Genomic DNA, 20802 nt, shown 5'->3' with positions numbered 1-20802 from the left:
CCGACTATCCACCTGCGAGCGAAAGCTTTGGTAATAATTGAAGCCATCGTTTCACCCACATGGGAATATAGGTACTTCAGCTACAACGCATTCTGGAGTGAGGCCGAGGAAATGGCTTCCATGTGAAACGGTTCGGACGATGACTGGGTTTTGCTCTTCGGGTCTTCGGCGCAGCAATCAAAGGGCGAGCTCACAGTTCGTCAACGGCAGGAGACAAAACGTTGTGTTCTGCCGTGCAAAGCCTGGTTCCGGAATCGTTTGCTGCCTTTCTTAACAAGCCTGCATTTAGCATAGAAGAATTGAGCTACTGCCATTGGAGTGATCAGGATGACTTGAGCTGGCATAAAGTAGAATGTGAAAATAAGACGATGACAGGTGCTGATGATAGCTCGACAGAATTTCTCGCACTACTGATCAACCCAGAAACTTCTTACACCTCTTTTGCTAAATGGCATTATGAACAGGACGTCCCCTTATCGTCGGCACAGTTCATCTATGAACTTACTCCATTAACCGAAGAGTTAATGGGTTCTCTCAATCCAGAGCTAGATTTTTTCTGTGGCAAAAATATTCGCAACTGAAATTGGTTACCCACCAGATAAGCAAAAGTAGCAATTTTGCTCAGATTGGTAATCGCAAACGCTACCCTCCCCCCTGTTTAGTAGCAGGATTAAGATGTTCTGAGGCTACCTATTTTGAATACGGATCTGCTTCTATTGAAAATCCGCCCAGCGGTTATTTATATGCTCATACAAAAGCGTTTTTTTTTGATAGATGGGGTTATCCGCCGGGACTCAGTGTGGGCTATCGAAGCGAATGGCATTTTATCCGTTTGACTTATGGTTACTCATAGATTGGGTCGGTGCCACGCGGCGCGGATTTAATATTCTCTCATAAGCGATCATGAGGCATGGGTAACTTTAAATTCGCTCACGGATAACTAAACGCTTTCACCAACGTCAACTCCCCCGTCGCCCTCATCGGCACCAGGAACGTCTCCATCTTCTCGCTCGGTGTCCCCTCCTCGGTAATCACCGTCACCTGCGCCGTGGTCAGCGCTTGCACTGCGTCTTCCTGCCCCTCTTCATCACTGTTGTAGCCGCCGCCAAAGTAGTTCACGTACACCAGATATTGCCCCTTGAGCGGTGCGGGCATGGCGAAGATTTCCGGGCCGTAGCCGGTGGTGACGTCGACGTCGAGCGCGGCGCCGTTGGGGGCGATGCGGTCGCCGTACCAGATGTGCGCGCCGTCGGGGGTGATCAGGTGCAGGTCGAGGTCAGTGTTGTCGCTGTCCCACGCCAGCAATACACGCAATTTGGCCGGCGTGGCGCCGCCGCTGCGGTTGAGGAACTGCGTGCGCTGACGTTGTTGGCCGTCCGCGCTGCGCACCTCGACGCTGTTGCTGCCGTTGGGGAATGAGAACGGACGATCGAAGCGGCCGGCCGGGTCGATTTTCAGCGGCATGCTCACCCCGTTGACGATCAGCCGACCGGGCTCTGTGGTTTTCGGTGTGGCGTTGATCTGGCCGCTGATGCGCGCCGTGTTGGCCTGCCCTGCCGGGGTGTTCACCGACGAGGCCGGGTAGTTGACGGTCTGCCGGAAATTTTCCCCTTCGCCTTCAGGCGCGCCGGTGCGCCAGCCGCCGACGGGGGTATCGAGTTTGACGCTGTCTGCTGCCATTGCCCACGGCCCTGCCGTCAGCGAAAGGAGGAACAGCAACACTTGTGGGTAACGGAGTTTCATGGCCTATTCCAGCAAGAGTCGACGGGCAAGCCCTTCGATGTAGGTTTCATTCTGGCCGTTGGGGTGTGCTTCGAAGGCCAGGTGCAGGTATTCGTGGGTCAGGTCGAGGCGGTCTTGCAGCGTCAACACGCCGCGCACATAGATGCGCTGGCGTTCGCGGTCGACGTACGGACGACCGAAGGCCAGGCGGCAGACAGCGAAGCGGCTGACTTCGTCGTAGCCGACCTCGCTTTCCAACCGCGCACGCCAGCCGCGTCGTTGTTTCTGTAGCCATGCTTGCGCGGCGGGCAACGCTTCGCAGGACGCGACCGGATTGTCCCAGCGACTGAGACTGGCGCGCGGGTAGGCGTGCAGCAGGATGGCGTCGTAGCGCTGGCCGGCACGGGCCTGTTCGACGGCTTGCTGCCAGGACAGCTTGTCCGGGCCGGGTTGATCGGAATGATAGGTGACGGTGCTGCCGGCCAGGACCAGGTCGCTGGTCCACGCAGCGATATCGCGGGATTCGGAGGATGCCGGACGCGGCGCGACCCGCTGACGGCTGCTGCTGTCGTCGATGCTCAGGCAATCGCCGCTGCGCGTGGCGTTTTGCAGCAGGTACGTGCGAATAGCCACCGCGAGGGCTTTGGCGGCCTCGACCGGCTCGGCAGTGGCTTCGCGCTGGAGCACACGGGCGACGTACTCTTCGCGATCCAGCCGGGCGACGAGCTTGTCGTTCAGCAGAAAGAGTTCACCGTCACTGTGGATATCCAGCGCATTGCCGTTGGCGAATTCGACGCGGTAGTCACCCTGCAACGCTCCGGAAGACACCGCAGAGCCTCCTGCCAAGACACGTCGAAGTGGATAGCGGGAGAACAGGTCGACCTCTACACACTTCCCTGCATCCGCAGGCCAGGCAACAGGAATCACCGCGGACAATGCCTGCGCGTAATCACGCAGTACCCGCTGACTGGTGCCCCGCCCCCCGGCCCAGACCGGTGCACCATCCGCCGTCCAACCGGCAAATCCGCCCTGGCGTGACGTGGCATCCTGATCCGCCAACCAGCTCCAGGTCTTCACCCGCAGGCGGCTTCCGAGTTCGCCGACGACATGGCCATCGGCGGCATTGAGCACCACATCGAGCAACACACGTCGGGCTTGATCCTGTGCCGGCAGCACGGCCAACACCTTCAACAGCTGCGCCACCGAAACCCGGGTAGCCGGTTGCAACGAAGGCAAATCCAGTAACCATGGCGGCGCCTGCCGTGCCTGCCAATAGGTTCGCCAGTCGGCCTCGCGGATGCCCAGTCGCGCGGGTTCGAAATACAGACCGCATGACTTCACCAACGCCTGATCGCGCTCGATCCTGCCGCCCGCCGCACAGCAATAAACCTCCTCTTTCGACTGCCCGCGACACTCATAAGCCGGTTCGCGCGCGCCGGTATCCACCAGCCAGGCATAGACGAACAACTTCCACACACTGCCCAGCGGGGTCTGCAAGGTCGGCGGCAACGGCTCGCGGGTGATCACCTGCGTTCGGCTCAGCGACAACAAGTCGCCCTTAAAGGCCAGGCGCAAAGGTTCGTCCTGCGCGGTCGCCAGCACAGGGATCAAACACAGCAACCACGCTATCAGCAGCCTGTGCACGTCAGTGAACCGTGACTTGGCCAAGGGCTGCCTTTTGTTCCAACGCCTGATGCTGCGGGGCATACACCTGAGCGAATCGCACCGGCGGCACGTTGAACTGGCCCTTCTGCGAGAAACGCACCAGATGCCGCAGACGCAATTCGCCACTCAAGGCATCGACCGGAATGGCGTAAGCCATTTGCCCCGGTTCGAAACGCGCCTTCTCCAGCGCCGTCGGTTCGGTGCCAGCCTTGCCCATGAGCTTGATGCCCCAGGTCGTGCGCTCGACATCGGCGCCAGGCGGCAACGGCACTTCCAGCATGCCGTAGCGCAACGGTCTGGCGGCTTTGCCGGTGACGATCACTTCGTCGAGATAGAGGTTGTCGCTGGACAACGGCGCGTTGCCGACCGCTTCGAGCTTGAAGGTGAAGGCTTCATCCCCCGGCACCAGTCGCGACAGGCGACGGGTGATGGTCACGGCCATCGGGTCGACCACCGGCCGCTGGCTCTGATAGCTCAATGCAGCGCGCAGCGGACGCTCTTGCACGCCGGTCAGCGACAATACCGTCGGCACGGGTGCAGGCCCCTGCCACGTCCAATACATCTCACCCGAAACCCCGTACTGTTTCTTCCAGCCCTCACCCGGCGCCAACGCAAGGGTGGGCGATGCCTGCTCGATGCTGCGTTGCAGCCAGGTCAACGCCAACGCCCGTTCCAGTGTGGACTGCTGTGGCAGCAAGCGTTGCAGCAAGGCCTGCGCGTGAGCCTGATCGAAGGGTTGCAGCGACAGATTCAGCGCTTCGGCAAACGGCTGGGAACTGACCGCCAGCCGTTGCTGCGCATCGGTCAGTTGCCGATTGAACGCGTCCGGCAAAGCGACTTTCGATTGCCGGGCCAGCGAGGCCGTCAGCATGCGTGCGGCCGCCAGCCCCAATGCTGAATCCGGCTGGCTCATGACGAGGCTATCTTCGCCGTCCTCCATCAGGTTCGCGGCAGTGCCCTCACCCGCTTTCGCCAGGTCGTCCATCAAGCCGCTGAGCAAGGTGTTGACCGGCAACTGCATCTGCCTGGCGAAGGACAGGATCAACGCCCGCTGCAACAGTGGCGTGTTGTTCGCCTGCTTGGCGTAGACCTCCAGCACCCGCTGCCAATGCTCCGGCGGCAGGCTCAATTCCAGCACCTGGCTGGCGTGCCAGTCGGCGTAGTAGGCGTAAGCGGTGAGGAACGCATCCGGCTCGCCGTCCATGCCCCACCAGGTGAAGCTCGCCGAAGGGCCGGCCATTTGTACCAGGCGCAGGCGGCTGTTTTGCATGATCAGGCGCAAGCGATCGCGGATCTGCGGATTCGCCGCCAGCGTCGGGTAGGCGATGCTCAATGGCAACAGACGACTGGCGGTCTGCTCGACGCCACCGTAGGGGTAGCTCAACAGGTCGTCGAGGGCCGAACGGAACAACGCTTGCGGACTGTCGTCCAGGCGCAGGCGAATATCGGTCGCGTCTGCCGGCAGCGTCAGCGGTGTATCGCCACTGCTCGCATCGACACTCTGCGTTTGCGTCACTTGCCAGCCTTCACCCGTTGTGCTCAAGTGCACCGCCAGGGCATCCGCGGTGTTGCCGTCCTGCAGCAGCTCGGCGCGCCACTCGGCATTGGCCAGCTCAAACGTCGGCAACGGAATGTAGTTGATGCCGCTATTCAGGGTCACCGGCACACGCTGTTCGTTGCCGGCGAAATGAATCAGCAGTTCGGCCTTGAGCGGTTTCTCGGCCTGACTGAAGGCGAACACGCCGAGCTCCGGCTTGTCGCCGGCGCGGAACCGGGTCGGGCCGCTCCACTTCAGGTACAGCGGTTTTTCCGAGCGTACGAATTGCTTCTTCTGCCCGACCTGCCCCTCATCGGCGATGGCCCTGGCGGTGATGCGCCAGCGGGTCAGGGAATCGGGCATTTTGAAGGTAAAACGGGTTTTGCCGTTGGCATCGGTCAGCAATTCGGGTTGCCACGCCGCCGTGTCGACATCCTCGCGACGCGGCCGCTCCAGCACCTTCACGCCACGCTCACTGCGATTGGCTTTGCCCGGTGCACCAGGGCTGCCCGGCAAGGCGACGTCATAGCTGATGAACGACAGACTGGCGCTGGTGCGCACGTTGTTGCGCCGTGGGTGATAGAAGAACTGGTCGATGTCCGGCGCGACCTCCGGCTGCAGGGCGTAGACCATTTCATCGACCACGCTGACCGTCAGGTGCGCGGGAATCGGTTTGCCGGCGAACCGGGTGGTCAGGTCCACCGAGACGGTTTCACCTGGCTGGTAGGTGTCTTTATCGGTGGCGATGGCCACGTCGATCTGTGGCGTCATCACCTTGATGCCGGCGTTCTGGAAACTGTACTGACCACCCTTGGTGTACAGCACCGAGAAGGTCAGGTTCGGCGCGAAAGCGTCCGTCACCGGGATGCGTGCGCGGTATTGGGTATCGCTGAGTTTTTCCATCTTCAGCCAGTCGCCGCCCTTGGAAAGCAACGCGGTGGCTTCGACCTTGTCGCGCTCCAGCGACAGCAGCGCATCGCTCACTGGCTCGGGAAAAGTGATCAGTGCCAGCGCTTCATCGCCAGCCTGGTATTCGGGCTTGTCGAGGACGATTTCCACGGTGCCGGGTACCGCCTTGACACCTTCACCGGTTACCGAATGCCCGGTGCCACCGATCTCCCGGCCATGATCATCCATGAGCGTCAGGTTGTAGGTGCCCGGCCGGTCAAAGGCCAGCGTGAAGCTTTTGTCGGTTGCCGCGAGCTTGCCTACGCCGCTGCTCTGGTCCTCCAAACGCTCCCACCAATAGCTGCCTGGCGTAACGGCCAGCGCCTGCTCACCTTCGCCGGTGTAGCTGAACGCAACCTTATCCCCCACCGCACTGAAACGCCGGGGCGCGCTCAAGCGGAAATTCGCCGCGCCACGCTCGATGAGGATTTCCTTGGTGGTCTTGACCCGATACGCCGCACCGTCGCTGGCGAACACCGTGAGCATGTAGCGACTCGGCTCGTCGGCGGCCGGCAAGTCGAGGCTCGCGCTGCCCTTGGCGTCGGTGGTCAATTCGGTGCTGGTCAGTTCCACCGGAAATTGCCCGAGGTATTGCAGTTCGTTGTCGACCATCGACAGCTGTTGGGCGCGCAGGCTCAGGCTCAGTTTCGCATGGGCCACCGGTTTTCCATCCGGGTACAGCAGCACCAGGCTGCCCTTGACCGGTTCGAATGCGCGGTAATCCTGCTTGGCCAGGTTGAGCGCAATCTCGAAGTGCGGCTTGATGTATTCAGCGACGCGAAAGGCGCTGCTGTACGCCTGGTCCTTGTAGTTGAAACGCAGTTCATAACCACCGGCCACGGCATTGTCCGGCAACTGGAACCGGCCTTGGGCCCCCGCCCTGGAGTCGAGCTTCAAATCGATCGATTGCAGCGCCGTGCCGGTCGCATCCAGCACGCTCACGTTGACGTCGGCAGCGGTCGGCTGCACCGAGTCCCGAGCATTCTTGAACTCGCGCCCGACGATTTTCAGCGATACCCAGTCCCCCGGCCGATACAGCGGCCGGTCAGTGAAGGCATAGAGTTTGGTGTCGTAGATTTCGCTGTCGTAGTAGAAGTTTTCCGAGACGAACACCCCGCCCTCTTCGTCCTCGCCGATCACGAACGAACGCTCGGGGCTGACGTGTTTCAAGCGCAGCAAACCATCGGCATCCGTGGCACCGCTGCTCATCACACCCAGGCCATCGGTCCACAGCACATTGACCTTCGGCACCGAGTTGCCTTCGTGTTTGCGCGCCGCCCACACCAGCAATTCGTCACCGGCAATCTTGCTCACCGCCACGGTGTTGGAGACGAACACCATGGTCGTCGCACGGTACTTGCCGATCAGTGCTTCCACCAGGTAAAGACCCGGTTTGAGAGTGCCCAACGGGATGTACACGTTACCCGGCGCAACGCTGACGAACTCACTGGAAGACCCCGCCAGGTTTACCCCGATCGGTGGCTGGATCGGCTTGGCCTGCCACAACGGATAACGGAACTGGCTGACCACCGGCAGACCCGGAATCAGCGCGAATTGCGGCTGCGCGTCGTAGGGCGTTGGCGCGGCCATCGCATCGCCCATCTTCAGTTCCGGCACTTCCTCGGTGACTTGTTTACGCGACTCGTAGGAAAACGCCCGCTGCATCACCCGACGGGATTTGCGATACCAGTTGTCCCACAGGTACGCGAGCGTGTTCGACAGGCCTTCACCCTTGAACTGGCCATCGCTGACCACTCGATGCAGGTTCTTCTGGCGCTTGAGAAAATCCAGCGGTTTGTCGATGCGATACACCCGGATATCGGCACCGCCGTAGGGCTCCATGCGAAACCGGCGGTAGTCGCGACCCGGTGCTTCGAGGCGCACCATCGCCTGTTCATCGCTGGCAAAACTGCTGTCGGCCAGCAGGAAAAAACTCTCGCCGGCCACCGGCGTGTAACCGCTGGATGGAACGCTGTCGTCGGCGTGAACCAGCGAAAATGGCAACGCCAATAGCACCATCAGGGACAGAAAACGCAGCATGCGGGCACCGGTCATTGGGAGAGAAAATTCAGTCGATAGACGCCGATGAAGTTGGGGTTGGCTGCGTCGGGTATCCATCGGGTGTCCTTCCATGTCATGAGTTGCTGCAGGCTTGCCGAGCGCATGCCGTTGTCGGTGGGGGTGGTGGTACCGGTGTGATAGGCGATGTAGCGGCCCATCCAGATCATCAGGTGCTGGTCGTCGCCCTGATCGAAAAACATCAGGTCACCGGGTCGCGCCTGAGCCACATCGCGGCTGACCAGATGGCTGTTGAACTGGATCAACTTGATCGCATTGACGTATGGCCCGATCTTGCCGCCGCCCTGCTGCCACTGCTGGGCGAGACCGCGCTGGGCATCGCTCAACGAAAGCTCCGGCGGCAGGTAGCGATTGGACAGCCCATTGCTGCGCAGCCATTTGTCGTCATGGACTTTCAGCGCTTCATTGGCGGCAAAGCGCACCAGCCCGGCGCAATCCTGCTGGTACCAGCGCGGGCTCGGACCCTGGCTCAGTTGCTCCTGGGCGATGCGCACGAACCAGGCGCGAAAAACCTGGGATTGCTGCGGGTCGAGCGACGGCGTCTCGACGGCGTGGGTAGCTGCGCTCAGCAACAACGCCAGCAGGCCGAGACTTCGAATCAATGCCGTCACAGCGCTTTCCAGTCCAGCGGCAGCCACTGCCAATGGCCGTCTGGCTCGCTGCCTTCGGGCAAGGTCAGGGCGTATTTGCCGTAGCCACCGAGCGTACGCAGCTTCGGCATCAGGAAGGTTTGCGCGGCGTTGTAGAACACCGGTTCCATGTCCTGCGGCAGGCTGTCGAGGGTTTCCTGCTGCATCAGTTGCGCCATCGAATCAGGGCCGAAATAGACGGGCATCAGCAAGTCCTTGGGCACCACGTCGGCCATCGGCGGGAAGCGTTTGTCGAGGGTGCCGAGGGCCTTGTCCACCAGTTTGTCGTCGAGGGAAAACAGCAGCGTCGAACCATGCCGCGCCAGGCTGACTTTCATGAACGCCTTGCCGGTGATGGCATCGGGATCTTGAGCTTCCTTGGCCGCATAAGGCCCGAAACTGGAGCTGACCTGACGTTGCCACTGATGGCTCTGGCCTTCCTGTTTTTCCACCACTGGGAAGGCACCGTCCTCGACATTGCTCTCGTGCGCACCGACCATCGAGCCGAACAGTTTGCCCAGATCCCCATCGAGTTTGCCGCTCTCGTCATCGTTGAGGCTGGCCACCAGCAAGGGCGTGTACAACCGCGAATCGGCATACCAGCACAGCCCCGCCGCGCCAGCCATGTGTTCGGTCAGTGCCTGGGCCACCCTTTCCTCGGCACCGAGCTTCACCAGCAGCGGTTTCTGTTGTTCGGCAGCCAGCGGCAACGCCACGCAAGCGCTTGCGCCCATGGGCATGGCTTGCCAGATCGGTTTGAAATCGAAGTCCGGCTGATTCTCCAGTTCATCCATGGCCAGGAAGCTGTGCCAGCCCTTGTCGTCCATGTCGAAACGCAGGCCGGCGAAGTTCGGAATGAAACGCTGGTAACCCATGGCCAGCACACTGGCATTCACCGACAGGCGTTGTTTCACCTGCGGCGCACGAGGCGGCAGGCCGAAGGCTTCGGGAAACAGCTTTTCACCATTGAGCAGCGCGGCAATAGCCGTGGTCGATACGCTGCCCGATTCCTCCGCTGCACCGCTTTGCGGATCGTAGAGTTTCGCCGGATTGGACAGCACCACCAGTTTGTCGCCATGAGACGCGAACAACAGCGCCTTGCTGGCGTTGTAATTGAGTTGATAGAGCGGCACGTCTTCGCTGCCGACCTTCACGTCAGCGACCTTGCTCAACTGCGAGTCGTCCAGCGCGACTTTGGCCAGCGGTTCCAGCACCTTGGCCAGGCCGCCGCGATCCATCACCAGCAGGAAATCCTTGAGCCGCCCGTCCGCCCCGCGCCACAACGCTACATCGGCAGGCTGGTCGAACAGTTGCTCGATCAGGGTGTCCTGCAACTTCAGGTCATGTTCGTAGATGATCCGCCGCAAACTGCCGATCAAGCCGAGACGATCAGCGTGGGTTTCGTAGTAGAAGACGAAATCTTCGGTCAGGGTTTCCTTGAGGAAGGGCACCGCGAGCAGGTCCTTGGGCAATTGGCTCAAGGAATAGGTTTCCAGCAAACCATCCGGCCGGCCCATACCCAGTTTGTCACTGGCCAACGCAGGCGCCGGCGCCTTGGGTTTGTGCATGAGCCACCCCAACCCACCGGCCACGCCAGCGACCAGGCATATGCCGATCAGCAGCGTCGGCCAATGCAGGGAAGGTTTGGCCGCGGGTGCGCCAGCGGCCGGAGTAACAGTGCTATCACTCATGTTCACAAAACCCGATGTTCATCCGTGGAACGGGATGCTTAATAGTTGAAAGTCTTGACCAGCAGCAGGTCGCCGATTGCGCGCAGGGGCACGATGAAGGTCTCGCGTTTTTCATCGACGGTGTTTTCGTTGAGCACCAGGTTGATCTGCGAGGTAATCACCTCGTTCTGGTTGCCGGTCTCATCGAAGTTATAGCCGCCGCTGCCGAAGTTGCCCCAATAGTTCACGTAAACCAGATAGGTGCCATGCAGCGGTGCGGCCATGGTGAAATCATATATAGATACGCCAACAGCACCATCAGACAAGTCCGAAAAAACGAAACAGGCGAGCAAGCATGTGACACTGATGCTTTCCTGAGGCATGAAATTGATGATCGCACTGGCTTTCGGGAACAATGCGCCCAACCTTACACGCGGGAACTGATGTGAAGCGGAGCTGGAAAAATAGACATTTTCATCCTCGGCAAATGATATGCTGATTGCTAGAGGCAGTCATGACCCTGCGATGGCCATTGCCAAAAGGAGCTCCGAGCAGTCGGCAAAAAATGCTGAGCAGAGGCGGTTCGAGGCACACTTTAGTTGCGCCCCCGCCAAAGGAAGATAACCCGCCTGCTCAAACTTCGTAGTTCTTTAGGCTTTCTTGGCACCGCCAAGCAAACCGCCGATTGTTCCCTGTAAATCAGCCCGCAGGAGAATGACCTTCGAGCTGTCGCTAGCCGCCAGATTTTCCATCGCTGAGATATAGCGCTCGCCGAGGAGATAGCCAAACGCCTTAGCCTGCGTTTCTTGGTCAATTTGTTTGAGCGCAATTGCATAGGCTCGCTTAATGGCACGAGCGTCGTCCGCCGGGGTAATACCCAACACATCGAAGAACCAAGCGGCTGTCATGAAATTTCGCTCTTAACATCTACTATTCGAAGTCAGGATCGAAGTAGCTATCGCTACTCATTGCGTCCAAAATTTTCTGTAAGCGTTCTCTAGCCGCCCGACACTCTCGTTCGTCCTGGCGATTCATTACTGATTCAAAACGCATGATTTCCTGGCCCAACCGATCGCGATGGTCGCCTAGCATCTGTTCAAAACAACGCTCTGCGTGGGCTAGTAAGGTGCGGTTTTCCATTTTGTCTCGCGGATGAATCTTCAACTCAGCCAGCGCATCAAGACGTTGTTCAATTTCGGAATCAGAAAGACCTTCGACGCTACCCTGTATTACCAAGCGTTGGGTTTCCCCCGTCTTGCGAGCGTGCGTCTCCACCTCCAGAAGTCCATTGACATCGTAGGTAAAGCGAACATCGACAGCGCTTTCAGACCGAGTTAACGACGGTAGCTTGACTCTTAACTCACCCAATTTGATATTGTCTTTGGCGTATCGGCTTTCGCCCTGAAAGACTCCGACCAGTATTGCCGTTTGATTATCACCTGCGGGATAGTATGTCTCCATACGACTTACCGGCACCACGGTGTTGCGCTCGATGATAGGCGAGCTAAGTCCATGCACTTTTGTACCGTCAGGTAAAGATCTAGATACGTCCGTACTGAGGGTGTAAGGGCACACATCCGTCATTACGATCTCCTTGAGAGCGGCATCCTTTACCTTTAAGCCCGCCATAACTGCGGCGCCGGCAGCAATGACTTCTTCAGGATTAACCTCGGTACTCGGAAAACGCCCGAACATCCGGGTCACCAACTGGCGCACCAAGGGCATCTGAGTAGCGCCACCAGCCAACACTACCGTATCTATATCCGTCGCACGGATCCGCGCATCGCGAAGCGCACGCTCAACGGGCATTCTAAGACGGGACATCAATGCACAACTTAACTCGGCAAATTGAACCTCATCGAGCATGATCGAATAATTCGCGTCCCGCCACAACATCTGAAGCGTATCGGTCTTTCGGATAGGCAATGCATGTTTAAAAGACTCAGCGCGAGCCGTTAGCTGTTGATGGAATTCGGCGTCCTGGCGAGCTTCTATAGGAATACCTCTACTGCTATAGAAAAATTCAACGATAACGTGGGTGAAGTCTTCACCCCCGAGAACATTATCCCCTGCAGCGGCACACACCTCCATGACGCCTTCGAACTTTTCAATAATCGAGACGTCAAATGCACCTCCACCTAGGTCGAACACGAGAAATTTTGATTCGTCCTGCGCTTGGTAGAGCCCATAAGCAAGCGCAGCTGCCGCTGGCTCGCTCAACAGTCGATCCACTTTGAGACCAGCAAGTTTGCCCGCATTTCTAGTAGCCCTGCGCTGACTATCGGAAAAGTATGCTGGCACTGTAATGACAGCCTCGTCGACAGCGCACCCCAAATAGGACTCGGCGTCCTCCTTAAGCGCTCGTAAGACCAAGGAAGACAGCTCTTCGGGACGATAATCTTGGACACCCAACCGTAGCGTCTTCATGCTGCCCATGTAGCGTTTGAACAGAGCCGCCGTCTTACTTGGGTGGGTCTGCAGGCGCTCTCTGGCAGCCTTGCCAACCAAAATTGTGCCATCCTCATCAATGCCAACGCAGGAAGGTGTTAGATATTCGCCGAGCGCATTTGGAATAAGCTTGACCTGGCCATCACGCCAGATCGAGGCAAGGCTATTAGTCGTCCCCAAGTCAATACCGATAATTGTCATCTGTTAATCGCCATGTCTGTTTTTGGCAAATGAGCCCAAGTCAAACAAGAATACTTATGAGCAGGGACAGCAAAAATCGGACAAATCCGAAATCATGGAGATACTGAATAATTAACCCGTTCGCGCCGCTCACCATTTTCAAGCCGTTTTTCCAACCCGTCGGCCTTAATCCACGTTACTGGGGCCGATGCCTGCCTCATCTTGCTGATTTGCGGCCGGCCTCACCTTTCAGACGGATTGATGTTGTCGCCCGTTGCAAATACCGCCTGACCAGCATTAGATTGGCCACCCCAAATAGACGGCAACTGCGTCGCATTTTTCTAGTTCGCGGCAGTGAACCTTTCGATGATTGAAAAGCACCTCGATCAGCTGGAAGGGAGGCCTGACCTTGGCACGCAGTTGCGCCTGCCCCGGAACAGCACGCTACCTTTGCCGCGGTACTTATAACTGCTTGGCTGTGCTGCAATCGACCAAATAACGTCCCGCACAACATGCTCCGATCGCTTTCCCGCAGGTGCGTCTAGCGCTACCGGAGACACGGCTTGGGCACCGCGCTGCATTTGGCCAACACAGGCACCCCCCCGTCAAACTGGCGGTCGCCCCTAGTGAGCCGTGTAGCAGCCCCGACGTGGCGCCGACACCAAGGCAGGCATTCATCCCGATGCGCCATTGATCCCCATTTTTAGCCCAGCGCACCTCAAGGCCGCACTTACCTTTCGGCACTTGACCGAGGGCGGCGCAGCGACCAGGCCGGCATCGACAGCGAGGCATTGACTTAAGCACCAGATCAACAACATCCACATGCGTGTTAATTATTCAAACAGCACTCGCATCAGTTGATCGGTTTCAGCAAACGGAAAAATCGCAAAGGTCGCGGCATCCAGCACCACTAGCGGCCCAGGTCGACGAGATAAAACCACGATCGACCCGACTGTCGCAGATAGCATCTAAGCTACCTTTATTGAGAAAACCGAACACAGCTACACCATATACAGGCATATACGCGCAGCATACGCGATAACCCAATTTCAGGTTTCCCGCGCTCGCCCATGGCATTGCTATAAAACAAATCCACCTGCCCCCTAGTAGCGCTCAGGACCCCAGCCACTCAAAGTCAGCAAGAGCAACACTGACAACGAGCGCAGCCTGTACACCCTCTCCAGCGCCTGGGCGCCCAATTGGCGCCCAACGCACAAGCCGAACTCGACAAATACCCAAGGGACAGACCTACCCGAGATCCGAAAGGATTCGAACTAATCCCAAATACACCCCTCAAGGATTTGTAGATACTCAGAACAATACTCATGGGTGGATCGGTAAACGAGGCGAATATTTCACAAGTACTAAATCATTATATTTTTGCAGCCCGCACTATTCGCCCCCAAGACCAGAGTTCACGAAAAATGAAGCTAGCCTCGCAATGGAAGCATACATTGATCGTAATCACCAAACTTTCTAAAATTAAAATAGCAGCAGAGACCATTATGAAACCGCTTCGTTCAATTTTCCTGACAGCTTTGGTGTGTGCGTTTCACTTCACCGCTCAAGCGGACAGCAGCCCACCAACAAAACTTACTGAAGCTACTCAAGAACAAGAAACTGCCGAACAATTATCTTCGCACTTAAAGCACCAGCACGGAACTATTACTTTGCCCTCCGGCATTGCAACATTAAAACTCACTGACAAATTTTATTACCTAGATCCAACCGACACTGAACGTCTTTTGACCGACGGCTGGGGAAATCCCCCAGGCAACAAAACTTTGGGAATGATTATTCCAGAAGCCGTTGACCCTTTCGCCGAAAGCGCATGGGGAGTTGTTATCAAGTATAAGGATGACGGGCATATTTCTGACGAAGACGCAAAAAAAATCAATTACACTGATTTACTCAAGCAAATGCAGGAAGCAGATGAAGATGATAACGTAGCACGTAAAAAACAAGGTTACGCTGCCGTGCATTTGCTGGGCTGGGCCGAACAGCCATATTACGATAAACCCAGTCGCAAAATGTACTGGGCCAAGGAAATAAAATTCGATGACACCGCAGAGAGCACACTTAATTACAGCATTCGGGTACTAGGCCGCAAAGGCGTTTTGGAACTAAATGCCGTCGCCAATATTGCGCAGCTATCGAATATTAAGAAACAAATGCCTGAAATTATTTCTTTCACTAACTTCAGCGACGGCAATCGTTACACTGACTACAACCCAAGCACTGATAAACTTGCAACATATGGCTTGGCAGCATTGGTCGGCGGTACACTGGCGGCCAAAGCAGGACTTTTTACTAAAATAGGTATCTTCTTACTAGCTGCAAAAAAGTTTTTAATTATCGCAGTGATGGCGATCGCAGGCGCTGTACGAAGGTTTTTCAATCGCAAGTAATCCTAACCCGCAGCGACGACTCAGCGCCATCGCTGGTGGCAAGGCAACGAACAAGAACTCTGCAAATGTCAATAGCCTCACCTTCCAGTCTTTTTCGAGGAAAACAAATGAAATTTTTTAAGAGGTTTTTCGGGTCATTTGAAAACCCTGAACCTGAAACTACTAAGTCAACAGAGCAATCCACCGCCCGGCCGTATCCAGCAACTCAAACCGAGATTCAAATGGCTCAATTAGCAAGCGAAGAATGCCTGGATCGACATTGGGCATCAGTCGGTACATTGGAGCCGGATCTTCTTTCGTACATCATCAATCCGAGCTTTTGTGGAGGCCCTCATTGGCCGTCTTTACGTCAGGCTTACCGTGTGATTCGCCGAGGCGACAGCATTATCCTTGCGACGCAAGGTTTATCTGCTCCATTCGATGACGCCGAAGTACTTGGAAATGGCTTTGAGATAGAATTATTCATTGAGACTATCGACATTCCCGACTACGCACGAGAACCATTTGGACAGATCGATGCATTTAAGAGTAGCTGGGCCTTCGAGCTGATCGAACAAGTAGCAAAAACCGTGGCCAACGCTGGTGGTATTATTATCCAGCTTGAACGAAACGGCATCCTGTCGATGGAATTGCCAGGGACCACCCAGACACGCTTCATTCGTAATCAACTGCCCAAGCTGTTTGTCACCGATGATGACTGTATCGGCATGCTGCTGGGCGGCCCTGTACATGACTTCACGACTCGCCTTGATGATATGCCACTTTCGCCAGTCACATTGGTTCCGGTGGCCTTGATCACCGCTGCAGAACTCGAGTACATCCGGTTGGGAGGGCGCGAAGCACGTGAGGAATTGGTAAGACGTTTGCTAGAGGCGGGTGTCGGCCATACCAGCATGCTCAACCGGAGCAGCGTTGTCTGATATCTACTTACAGCGCCTCTTGCAGGCTATGCTGTCAGAAGCGCTTGGGCACGTTCGCTTGACGGTGTTTGGGCCATGGCCACTACAGCGGCAATAGAGGTAATGAGCGAGCATTCACTTAATGTTCTGATTCTTGAAGACAACTGATGGCCCTGAATCAACCGCTAAACTCCTTGCAGGTCTTCAGTGCTCGGACCGCGTCGAGCGTAGAACAAGCACAGCAATCACTGGCCATTGGGGGGGAGCGTGGACATTGCCATTTGCGACTTGCAAATGGCTGGCCTTGACGGCCTCGACATGATCAGAATATTGGCTGAGAGCGGGCAAGCGTGATAATTCTCAGCTCTAGCGACCGAAACGTATTGGACAGCGTCGCCCATCTTGCTCGGGAACAGGGCTTGCGAGTGCTTGGAGTTTTGGAGAAACCCGTCTCTGCCAGCTCACTGCATGCTTTATTTAAGGAATATGTAAATCGGCATCAGATTGATGTAGAAGCTCTTTCACCCAGTCACGAAAAAGAACAATTCTTAATAATGGAATTATCTCAAGCAGCTCCCAATCAATGGATTGCGCACTATCAACCCAAGGTCAGTCTTGAAGGCACACTACTCGGCGTCGAAGCATTGGTCCGCAGGCAACATCCTCGGCTCGGTTTACTGACCCTAGGTCATCTCATTGAATCGGTGGAAACCGCTAATTTACTGAAGGCTTTGATCTGGCACATGTTAGACTTGACCCTTTCATTTTCCTCTCGAATGCACAGTGTGCTAGGGGCATTCCTTCCGATCTCGGTTAATGCTCCTCCACCAATGATGATTGATGACAATTTTAATGCTCAGGTATTGGAGATGTTGAGACGATTTGAAATGCCGCTCAAAGCGTTAGCATGCAGTGGTCAACTCATCCCGGACACGGTTTTGAGTTTTTCTTCCGTTTTCGCTGGGGCCAATCCATCGTTAAATTGATGAGGTCGGATCCAGTTGTAGGCATCAGGTACTGGCTGATGCCTCTCTGAGCCTGCTGGCCGGTCATGTAGCCAGTGGTTAGTATCCACTCTGTTTTCAAGCCGCGAAAAACCCGTTCCATCGGCGCATTATCCCAGCAGTTTCCTCGGCGGCTCATACTCTGACGCATGCGATAGCGCCACAACCGCAGGCGAAAGTTGCGGCTGCCATATTGCGATCCCTAGCCTGAGTGGAATAGCAGGTATTGCGGCTTGCCACGCTGCTCGTAAGCCACGTCCAACGCCTTGATCACCAGGTCTGCATCCGGCTTTTCTGATAACGCCCAACCCACCGCTCGGCGAGCGTAAAGATCCATGACAACCGCAAGGTAGTGCCATTTCCCCTGCGCCCAGATGTAGGTGATGTCGCCGCACCAGACCTGGTTGGGCGCTTCGACATCAAACTCTCGATTCAAGATATTTGGGGTATCAGGTCGCTCGACTGTCGCCTTTTTATAGGCGTGTGATCCTGGCTGCTTGCTAACCAACTCCAGCTCACGCATCAGCCTGCGTACCTTGAACCGTCCAATTTGCTCATCTTCTTCTTGCATCATCAACATGATGCTTCGACTGCCGGGAGCACTTCGGCCCTAGTTAAACAATTCACTCACTCGGCTACGCAGCCTGAGCCGCTCAACGTCTGGTGTTCGCCGCCTTAGACGATGCGCGCAGTACCCCGAACGAGCAACCTCAAACGCCTCGCACAAGCAGTCAACAGGCTCATGGACGCTCAGCTGATTGATCAGCGCGTACACTCCTGATCTTCCGACATCAAGAGCGCGGTAGCCTTATTTAATATTGATTTCTCGCGCTCGAGGCGAGCAATCCGAGCTTCCAACTCCTGGATTTTTTGCTGCTCTGGTGTCAGGGCCTTGCTCCGGGGCGTGACGCCGGTGCGCTCTTGCTGAAGCTGGTCGACCCAACGGCGCAGCGCCGACTCACCAACACTCAGTGAGCGACTGGCTTCGTTGAAACTGTCGTTTTGCTTGAGCACGAGGTCGGCAGCCTCGCGTTTGAATTCTGGTGAAAAGGTGCGGCGTTGCTTGGTCATCTGACACCTCGATCTGGCGAGCATTCTCGCCTCAATGGGTGTCCGGAATCATTAGACCACTACATTATAGTGAGGCCGAATAAATTTAGGACAAGTATGATTTTCGAGACCTTTCCAAAAGCGGCGGCCGGCTCACGCGAATGTTTCGCCTGCGCCAAAGCACGAAGAAAGATATTAGAGTGGTTGTTCTATCGGGCGCCTCGAGTGAGCAATTTTCAACATGTAATCCTTTGAAGATTTATGCAGTCCCTAGACCCGCGTCTGCGCTTTATAGCATTTGAGCTTGCGTTTGGTCTTGTTGAGCAGCCTGCATTAATTCAACTTGAAATCGGTGCAGTGTCGTGCTGCGATCTACTGGATCACCTCGCGTTTTTCAGGCTCATCGCGCTTCACGATGCCGGCATATGCGGCGTCTGCTTGCGCCGCGTTTTCTTCGTCATGCAGAAACTCCGCGGCTGGGGTGGCGCCAGCTATCCTTACCGCGTGCCATGGACGTGTTGAGCCAGCCTCGACTCGAATCGGCATCGGCATCGGCATCGGCACTGATACGAACCTTCACCCCGAATAAATACCGGATGCTTTTATTGGTTTGATGCCTACCGGGATCGCGCGCTCCGTCCTCTTGGTGGAGATAGAGAATGAAGAATAGTGGCAGCGATGATGATGCCTTGGTGCAGCGAGAGACCCTATTCCTGCAATAATGCTCGATGACCGCGAGATCGCAGGCGCCAAGTCATCGCGCTTAAAACTTTAATACTTGTCCTATGTCTTGCGACCACCCAATGCGGGATGATGTGGTCCTTCTTGCGTTTTATCGGGTATTTAGCGCTTGGAGAAAATTGCTTTATCGCCTGGCTATACTGTTGCTTCATAGCTGGAAAAAAATAGTTTCGCCAAAAAATCAAATTTTAACATGCTTGCTCTGCACGAGCGTGTGAATTTCATGCACATAGGAATATCGATGAAAAAGCTAATCAAAGCAACTGTCGGACTTGTACTACTCTCTGGCGTAGCATTGCTGGCAGGGTGCACGGGGCAAGTGTATAATCAAGAGAAAAATTGCTCCTACGATTATCTGTTTACGCCCACTGTTTCTATTTCCAAAATGATTGGCGGTTGCGGGGCAATCGACAAGCTTCACCCGCAATAAATAAAACATCTTCTTATATATAAACTAATTGATTATACAGCCTTCTCCCACTAAGGCGGGGGGGAAGGCTTTTTAGGCTCTTCACGGATTACCGGAAAAGCGCTCTTGATCTTCATGAAAAAGAATTCGCTAAGCCGTAACAAATAGGTACCCGCCTCAAGCCAGGCTTCCGTCTTGTTATATATACATCTCAACAAAGCACGAATACTTGGCAAGTACGACATGTAGAAAAATTATCAAGTACTGGCCCTGGTGCAGGCTTGGTGAGCTGGACTCTCGCCGGTGAACACCGCTACCAAGCGGCGGCCGCTTGTTCAATCCCCGGAAAATTCCTGCATAGCAAGGTTTTCGACGTGAGCTGACTGCGTTCGCTAGCCCGGAGGCTTGCACAAATATCTAGGCGACGAATACCTGAAATGTGTCGCATGACATAGGCTAATGATTTTTAGATTAATAAATTTACCGCGCAGGCCTCTGGCGCACACTCAGCGAGGAGATTCGTACAAGTACTATTTTTTGCTTCAGGCAAAGAAAAATCCTAGATCCCGTTGGTCAGGTTGCGCACTGCGCTAACTTTTGATCGGTTGTCACGCGCTGAGCATTTCTATTTATTTTTTATCGCAGGTTTGCGCTTGGCGTTGGCCTCATCACTTTCAAACATGTATTTACCATGACTTCGTTTATCCGTAATGCATTGGCATTGACCTTTATTTCGTTGGCCGGCTTGGGCGTCGCCCAGCACGCGGCGGCCTCCGGCAAGACTCCCGACACCTCGGTGGTGATTGCCAATGAAGATGTGCTGATTACCGATTATTCAAATGCCCGCCGACAACTGCAGCGACGGCATGATGTTGCTGGAGCAGATAAAACGCCACTACCCCAAGCTCAAGCTGTGGTGTTTACCATGCTCGATACGCCGGGCAACATCCACAATATCATTCAGCTCGGGATCACCTGCATCGTGAGTAAAATGGACCCGCCGCGCAATCTGGTCTATGCAGTGTACGCAAGTTGCTCCAACGATGAGTTTTACTCGCCGGCGATCGAAAAAATCATCCAAACGATGGACACCGATCGCCAGGACAATCACTCGATCAAGGCCTTGTCGGCACGGGAATATGAATTGATACGCCTGTTTGTTTCGGGAATGAGCATCAATCAGATTGCCGAGCAGTTGAACTGCACCAAGCAAACCATCAGCACCCAACACATCAGCGCCATGCGCAAGCTCGGTATCGCTACCTCCGCGGACCTTATCAAGTATGCCATCGAGGAAAGTATGGCCGCGGCGACCCTGCCAGCCGCGTCGTCTTCGATTTAGGCGTGACTCCTAACCCATATTTTAAATCAGCGATTATTAGAATAAAGGTCGACACACCGATTTGTGCTATT

At 55.8% G+C, this 20802-nt stretch carries 13 protein-coding genes and 2 pseudogenes; 6 read left to right on the top strand and 9 right to left on the bottom strand.

Translation table 11 applies throughout. The features are described from left to right. Positions 1–233 precede the first annotated feature (233 nt). Complete coding sequence (locus ACEN83_RS08715; protein ID WP_495580019.1) at positions 234–581, top strand: hypothetical protein; 348 nt, start codon at positions 234–236, stop codon at positions 579–581. A gap of 349 nt (positions 582–930) precedes the next feature. Here the strand turns inward: ACEN83_RS08715 and ACEN83_RS08710 are convergent, their stop codons facing one another. The 8 genes and pseudogenes from ACEN83_RS08710 to ACEN83_RS08675 all read right to left on the bottom strand — a co-directional run bounded on the left by ACEN83_RS08710 (position 931) and on the right by ACEN83_RS08675 (position 12899). After that, the gene (locus ACEN83_RS08710; protein ID WP_495580018.1) at positions 931–1743 is read right to left on the bottom strand and encodes a YfaP family protein; all 813 of its coding nucleotides are present in this window, start codon (positions 1741–1743) and stop codon (positions 931–933) included. A gap of 3 nt (positions 1744–1746) precedes the next feature. Continuing rightward, entirely contained in the window at positions 1747–3390 is a 1644-nt protein-coding gene (locus ACEN83_RS08705; RefSeq protein ID WP_495580017.1) for a DUF2300 domain-containing protein, read from the bottom strand. Beyond that, positions 3368–7927 (bottom strand): alpha-2-macroglobulin family protein, encoded by a 4560-nt coding sequence (locus ACEN83_RS08700; protein ID WP_495580016.1) that lies wholly within the window; start codon positions 7925–7927, stop codon positions 3368–3370. The genes ACEN83_RS08705 and ACEN83_RS08700 overlap by 23 nt, the downstream gene beginning before the upstream one ends. Then, positions 7924–8562, bottom strand: a complete 639-nt coding sequence (locus tag ACEN83_RS08695) for a DUF1175 domain-containing protein (protein ID WP_495580015.1) — start codon at positions 8560–8562, stop codon at positions 7924–7926. Before ACEN83_RS08695 ends, ACEN83_RS08700 begins: the two co-directional genes overlap by 4 nt. Further along, positions 8559–10271, bottom strand: coding sequence for a DUF2138 domain-containing protein (locus ACEN83_RS08690; protein WP_495580014.1), 1713 nt, complete (start codon positions 10269–10271; stop codon positions 8559–8561). Before ACEN83_RS08690 ends, ACEN83_RS08695 begins: the two co-directional genes overlap by 4 nt. 38 nt (positions 10272–10309) lie before the next feature. Then, a pseudogene (locus ACEN83_RS08685) lies at positions 10310–10543 on the bottom strand (DUF2135 domain-containing protein); the annotation flags it as partial. A gap of 357 nt (positions 10544–10900) precedes the next feature. Beyond that, positions 10901–11158, bottom strand: coding sequence for a hypothetical protein (locus ACEN83_RS08680; RefSeq protein WP_495580013.1), 258 nt, complete (start codon positions 11156–11158; stop codon positions 10901–10903). Between the two features lie 22 nt (positions 11159–11180). Then, complete coding sequence (locus tag ACEN83_RS08675; RefSeq protein WP_495580012.1) at positions 11181–12899, bottom strand: Hsp70 family protein; 1719 nt, start codon at positions 12897–12899, stop codon at positions 11181–11183. 1484 nt (positions 12900–14383) lie between these two features. Between ACEN83_RS08675 and ACEN83_RS08670 the strand changes: the two genes are divergently transcribed. The 3 genes from ACEN83_RS08670 to ACEN83_RS08660 all read left to right on the top strand — a co-directional run bounded on the left by ACEN83_RS08670 (position 14384) and on the right by ACEN83_RS08660 (position 17171). After that, a complete protein-coding gene (locus ACEN83_RS08670; protein WP_495580856.1) occupies positions 14384–15286 on the top strand; it encodes a DUF2167 domain-containing protein in 903 nt (300 codons plus the stop codon). A 107-nt stretch (positions 15287–15393) separates the two neighbouring features. Then, complete coding sequence (locus tag ACEN83_RS08665) at positions 15394–16206, top strand: suppressor of fused domain protein (RefSeq protein WP_495580011.1); 813 nt, start codon at positions 15394–15396, stop codon at positions 16204–16206. Positions 16207–16568: 362 nt separating this feature from the next. Next, entirely contained in the window at positions 16569–17171 is a 603-nt protein-coding gene (locus tag ACEN83_RS08660) for an EAL domain-containing protein (RefSeq protein ID WP_495580010.1), read from the top strand. Here ACEN83_RS08660 and ACEN83_RS08655 read toward each other — a convergent pair. Beyond that, positions 17102–18260, bottom strand: a pseudogene (locus ACEN83_RS08655) (IS3 family transposase). The gene ACEN83_RS08660 and the pseudogene ACEN83_RS08655 overlap by 70 nt on opposite strands. Positions 18261–19221: 961 nt before the next feature. On the opposite strand from ACEN83_RS08655, the gene ACEN83_RS08650 reads away from it, so the two are divergent. Then, positions 19222–19410: a DUF4223 family protein gene (locus ACEN83_RS08650; protein ID WP_495580009.1), complete on the top strand. Its 189-nt coding sequence runs from the start codon at positions 19222–19224 to the stop codon at positions 19408–19410. 670 nt (positions 19411–20080) lie between these two features. Then, positions 20081–20731, top strand: coding sequence for a LuxR C-terminal-related transcriptional regulator (locus ACEN83_RS08645; protein ID WP_495580008.1), 651 nt, complete (start codon positions 20081–20083; stop codon positions 20729–20731). Positions 20732–20802 lie beyond the last annotated feature (71 nt).

The organism is Pseudomonas sp. Pseusp49 (assembly GCF_059491875.1).
The sequence above is the reverse complement of the archived record's forward strand: the minus strand, read 5'-3'. Positions and strand labels throughout refer to the sequence as shown.

What these genes read in the sequence shown, in the direction of transcription:
- ACEN83_RS08710 (WP_495580018.1), bottom strand. Translation starts at nt 1,743, where the DNA reads ATGAAACTCCGTTACCCACAAGTGTTGCTGTTCCTCCTTTCGCTGACG.
- ACEN83_RS08700 (WP_495580016.1), bottom strand. Translation starts at nt 7,927, where the DNA reads ATGACCGGTGCCCGCATGCTGCGTTTTCTGTCCCTGATGGTGCTATTG.
- ACEN83_RS08690 (WP_495580014.1), bottom strand. Translation starts at nt 10,271, where the DNA reads ATGAGTGATAGCACTGTTACTCCGGCCGCTGGCGCACCCGCGGCCAAA.
- ACEN83_RS08680 (WP_495580013.1), bottom strand. Translation starts at nt 11,158, where the DNA reads ATGACAGCCGCTTGGTTCTTCGATGTGTTGGGTATTACCCCGGCGGAC.
- ACEN83_RS08675 (WP_495580012.1), bottom strand. Translation starts at nt 12,899, where the DNA reads ATGACAATTATCGGTATTGACTTGGGGACGACTAATAGCCTTGCCTCG.
- ACEN83_RS08670 (WP_495580856.1), top strand. Translation starts at nt 14,384, where the DNA reads ATGAAACCGCTTCGTTCAATTTTCCTGACAGCTTTGGTGTGTGCGTTT.
- ACEN83_RS08665 (WP_495580011.1), top strand. Translation starts at nt 15,394, where the DNA reads ATGAAATTTTTTAAGAGGTTTTTCGGGTCATTTGAAAACCCTGAACCT.
- ACEN83_RS08650 (WP_495580009.1), top strand. Translation starts at nt 19,222, where the DNA reads ATGAAAAAGCTAATCAAAGCAACTGTCGGACTTGTACTACTCTCTGGC.
- ACEN83_RS08645 (WP_495580008.1), top strand. Translation starts at nt 20,081, where the DNA reads ATGACTTCGTTTATCCGTAATGCATTGGCATTGACCTTTATTTCGTTG.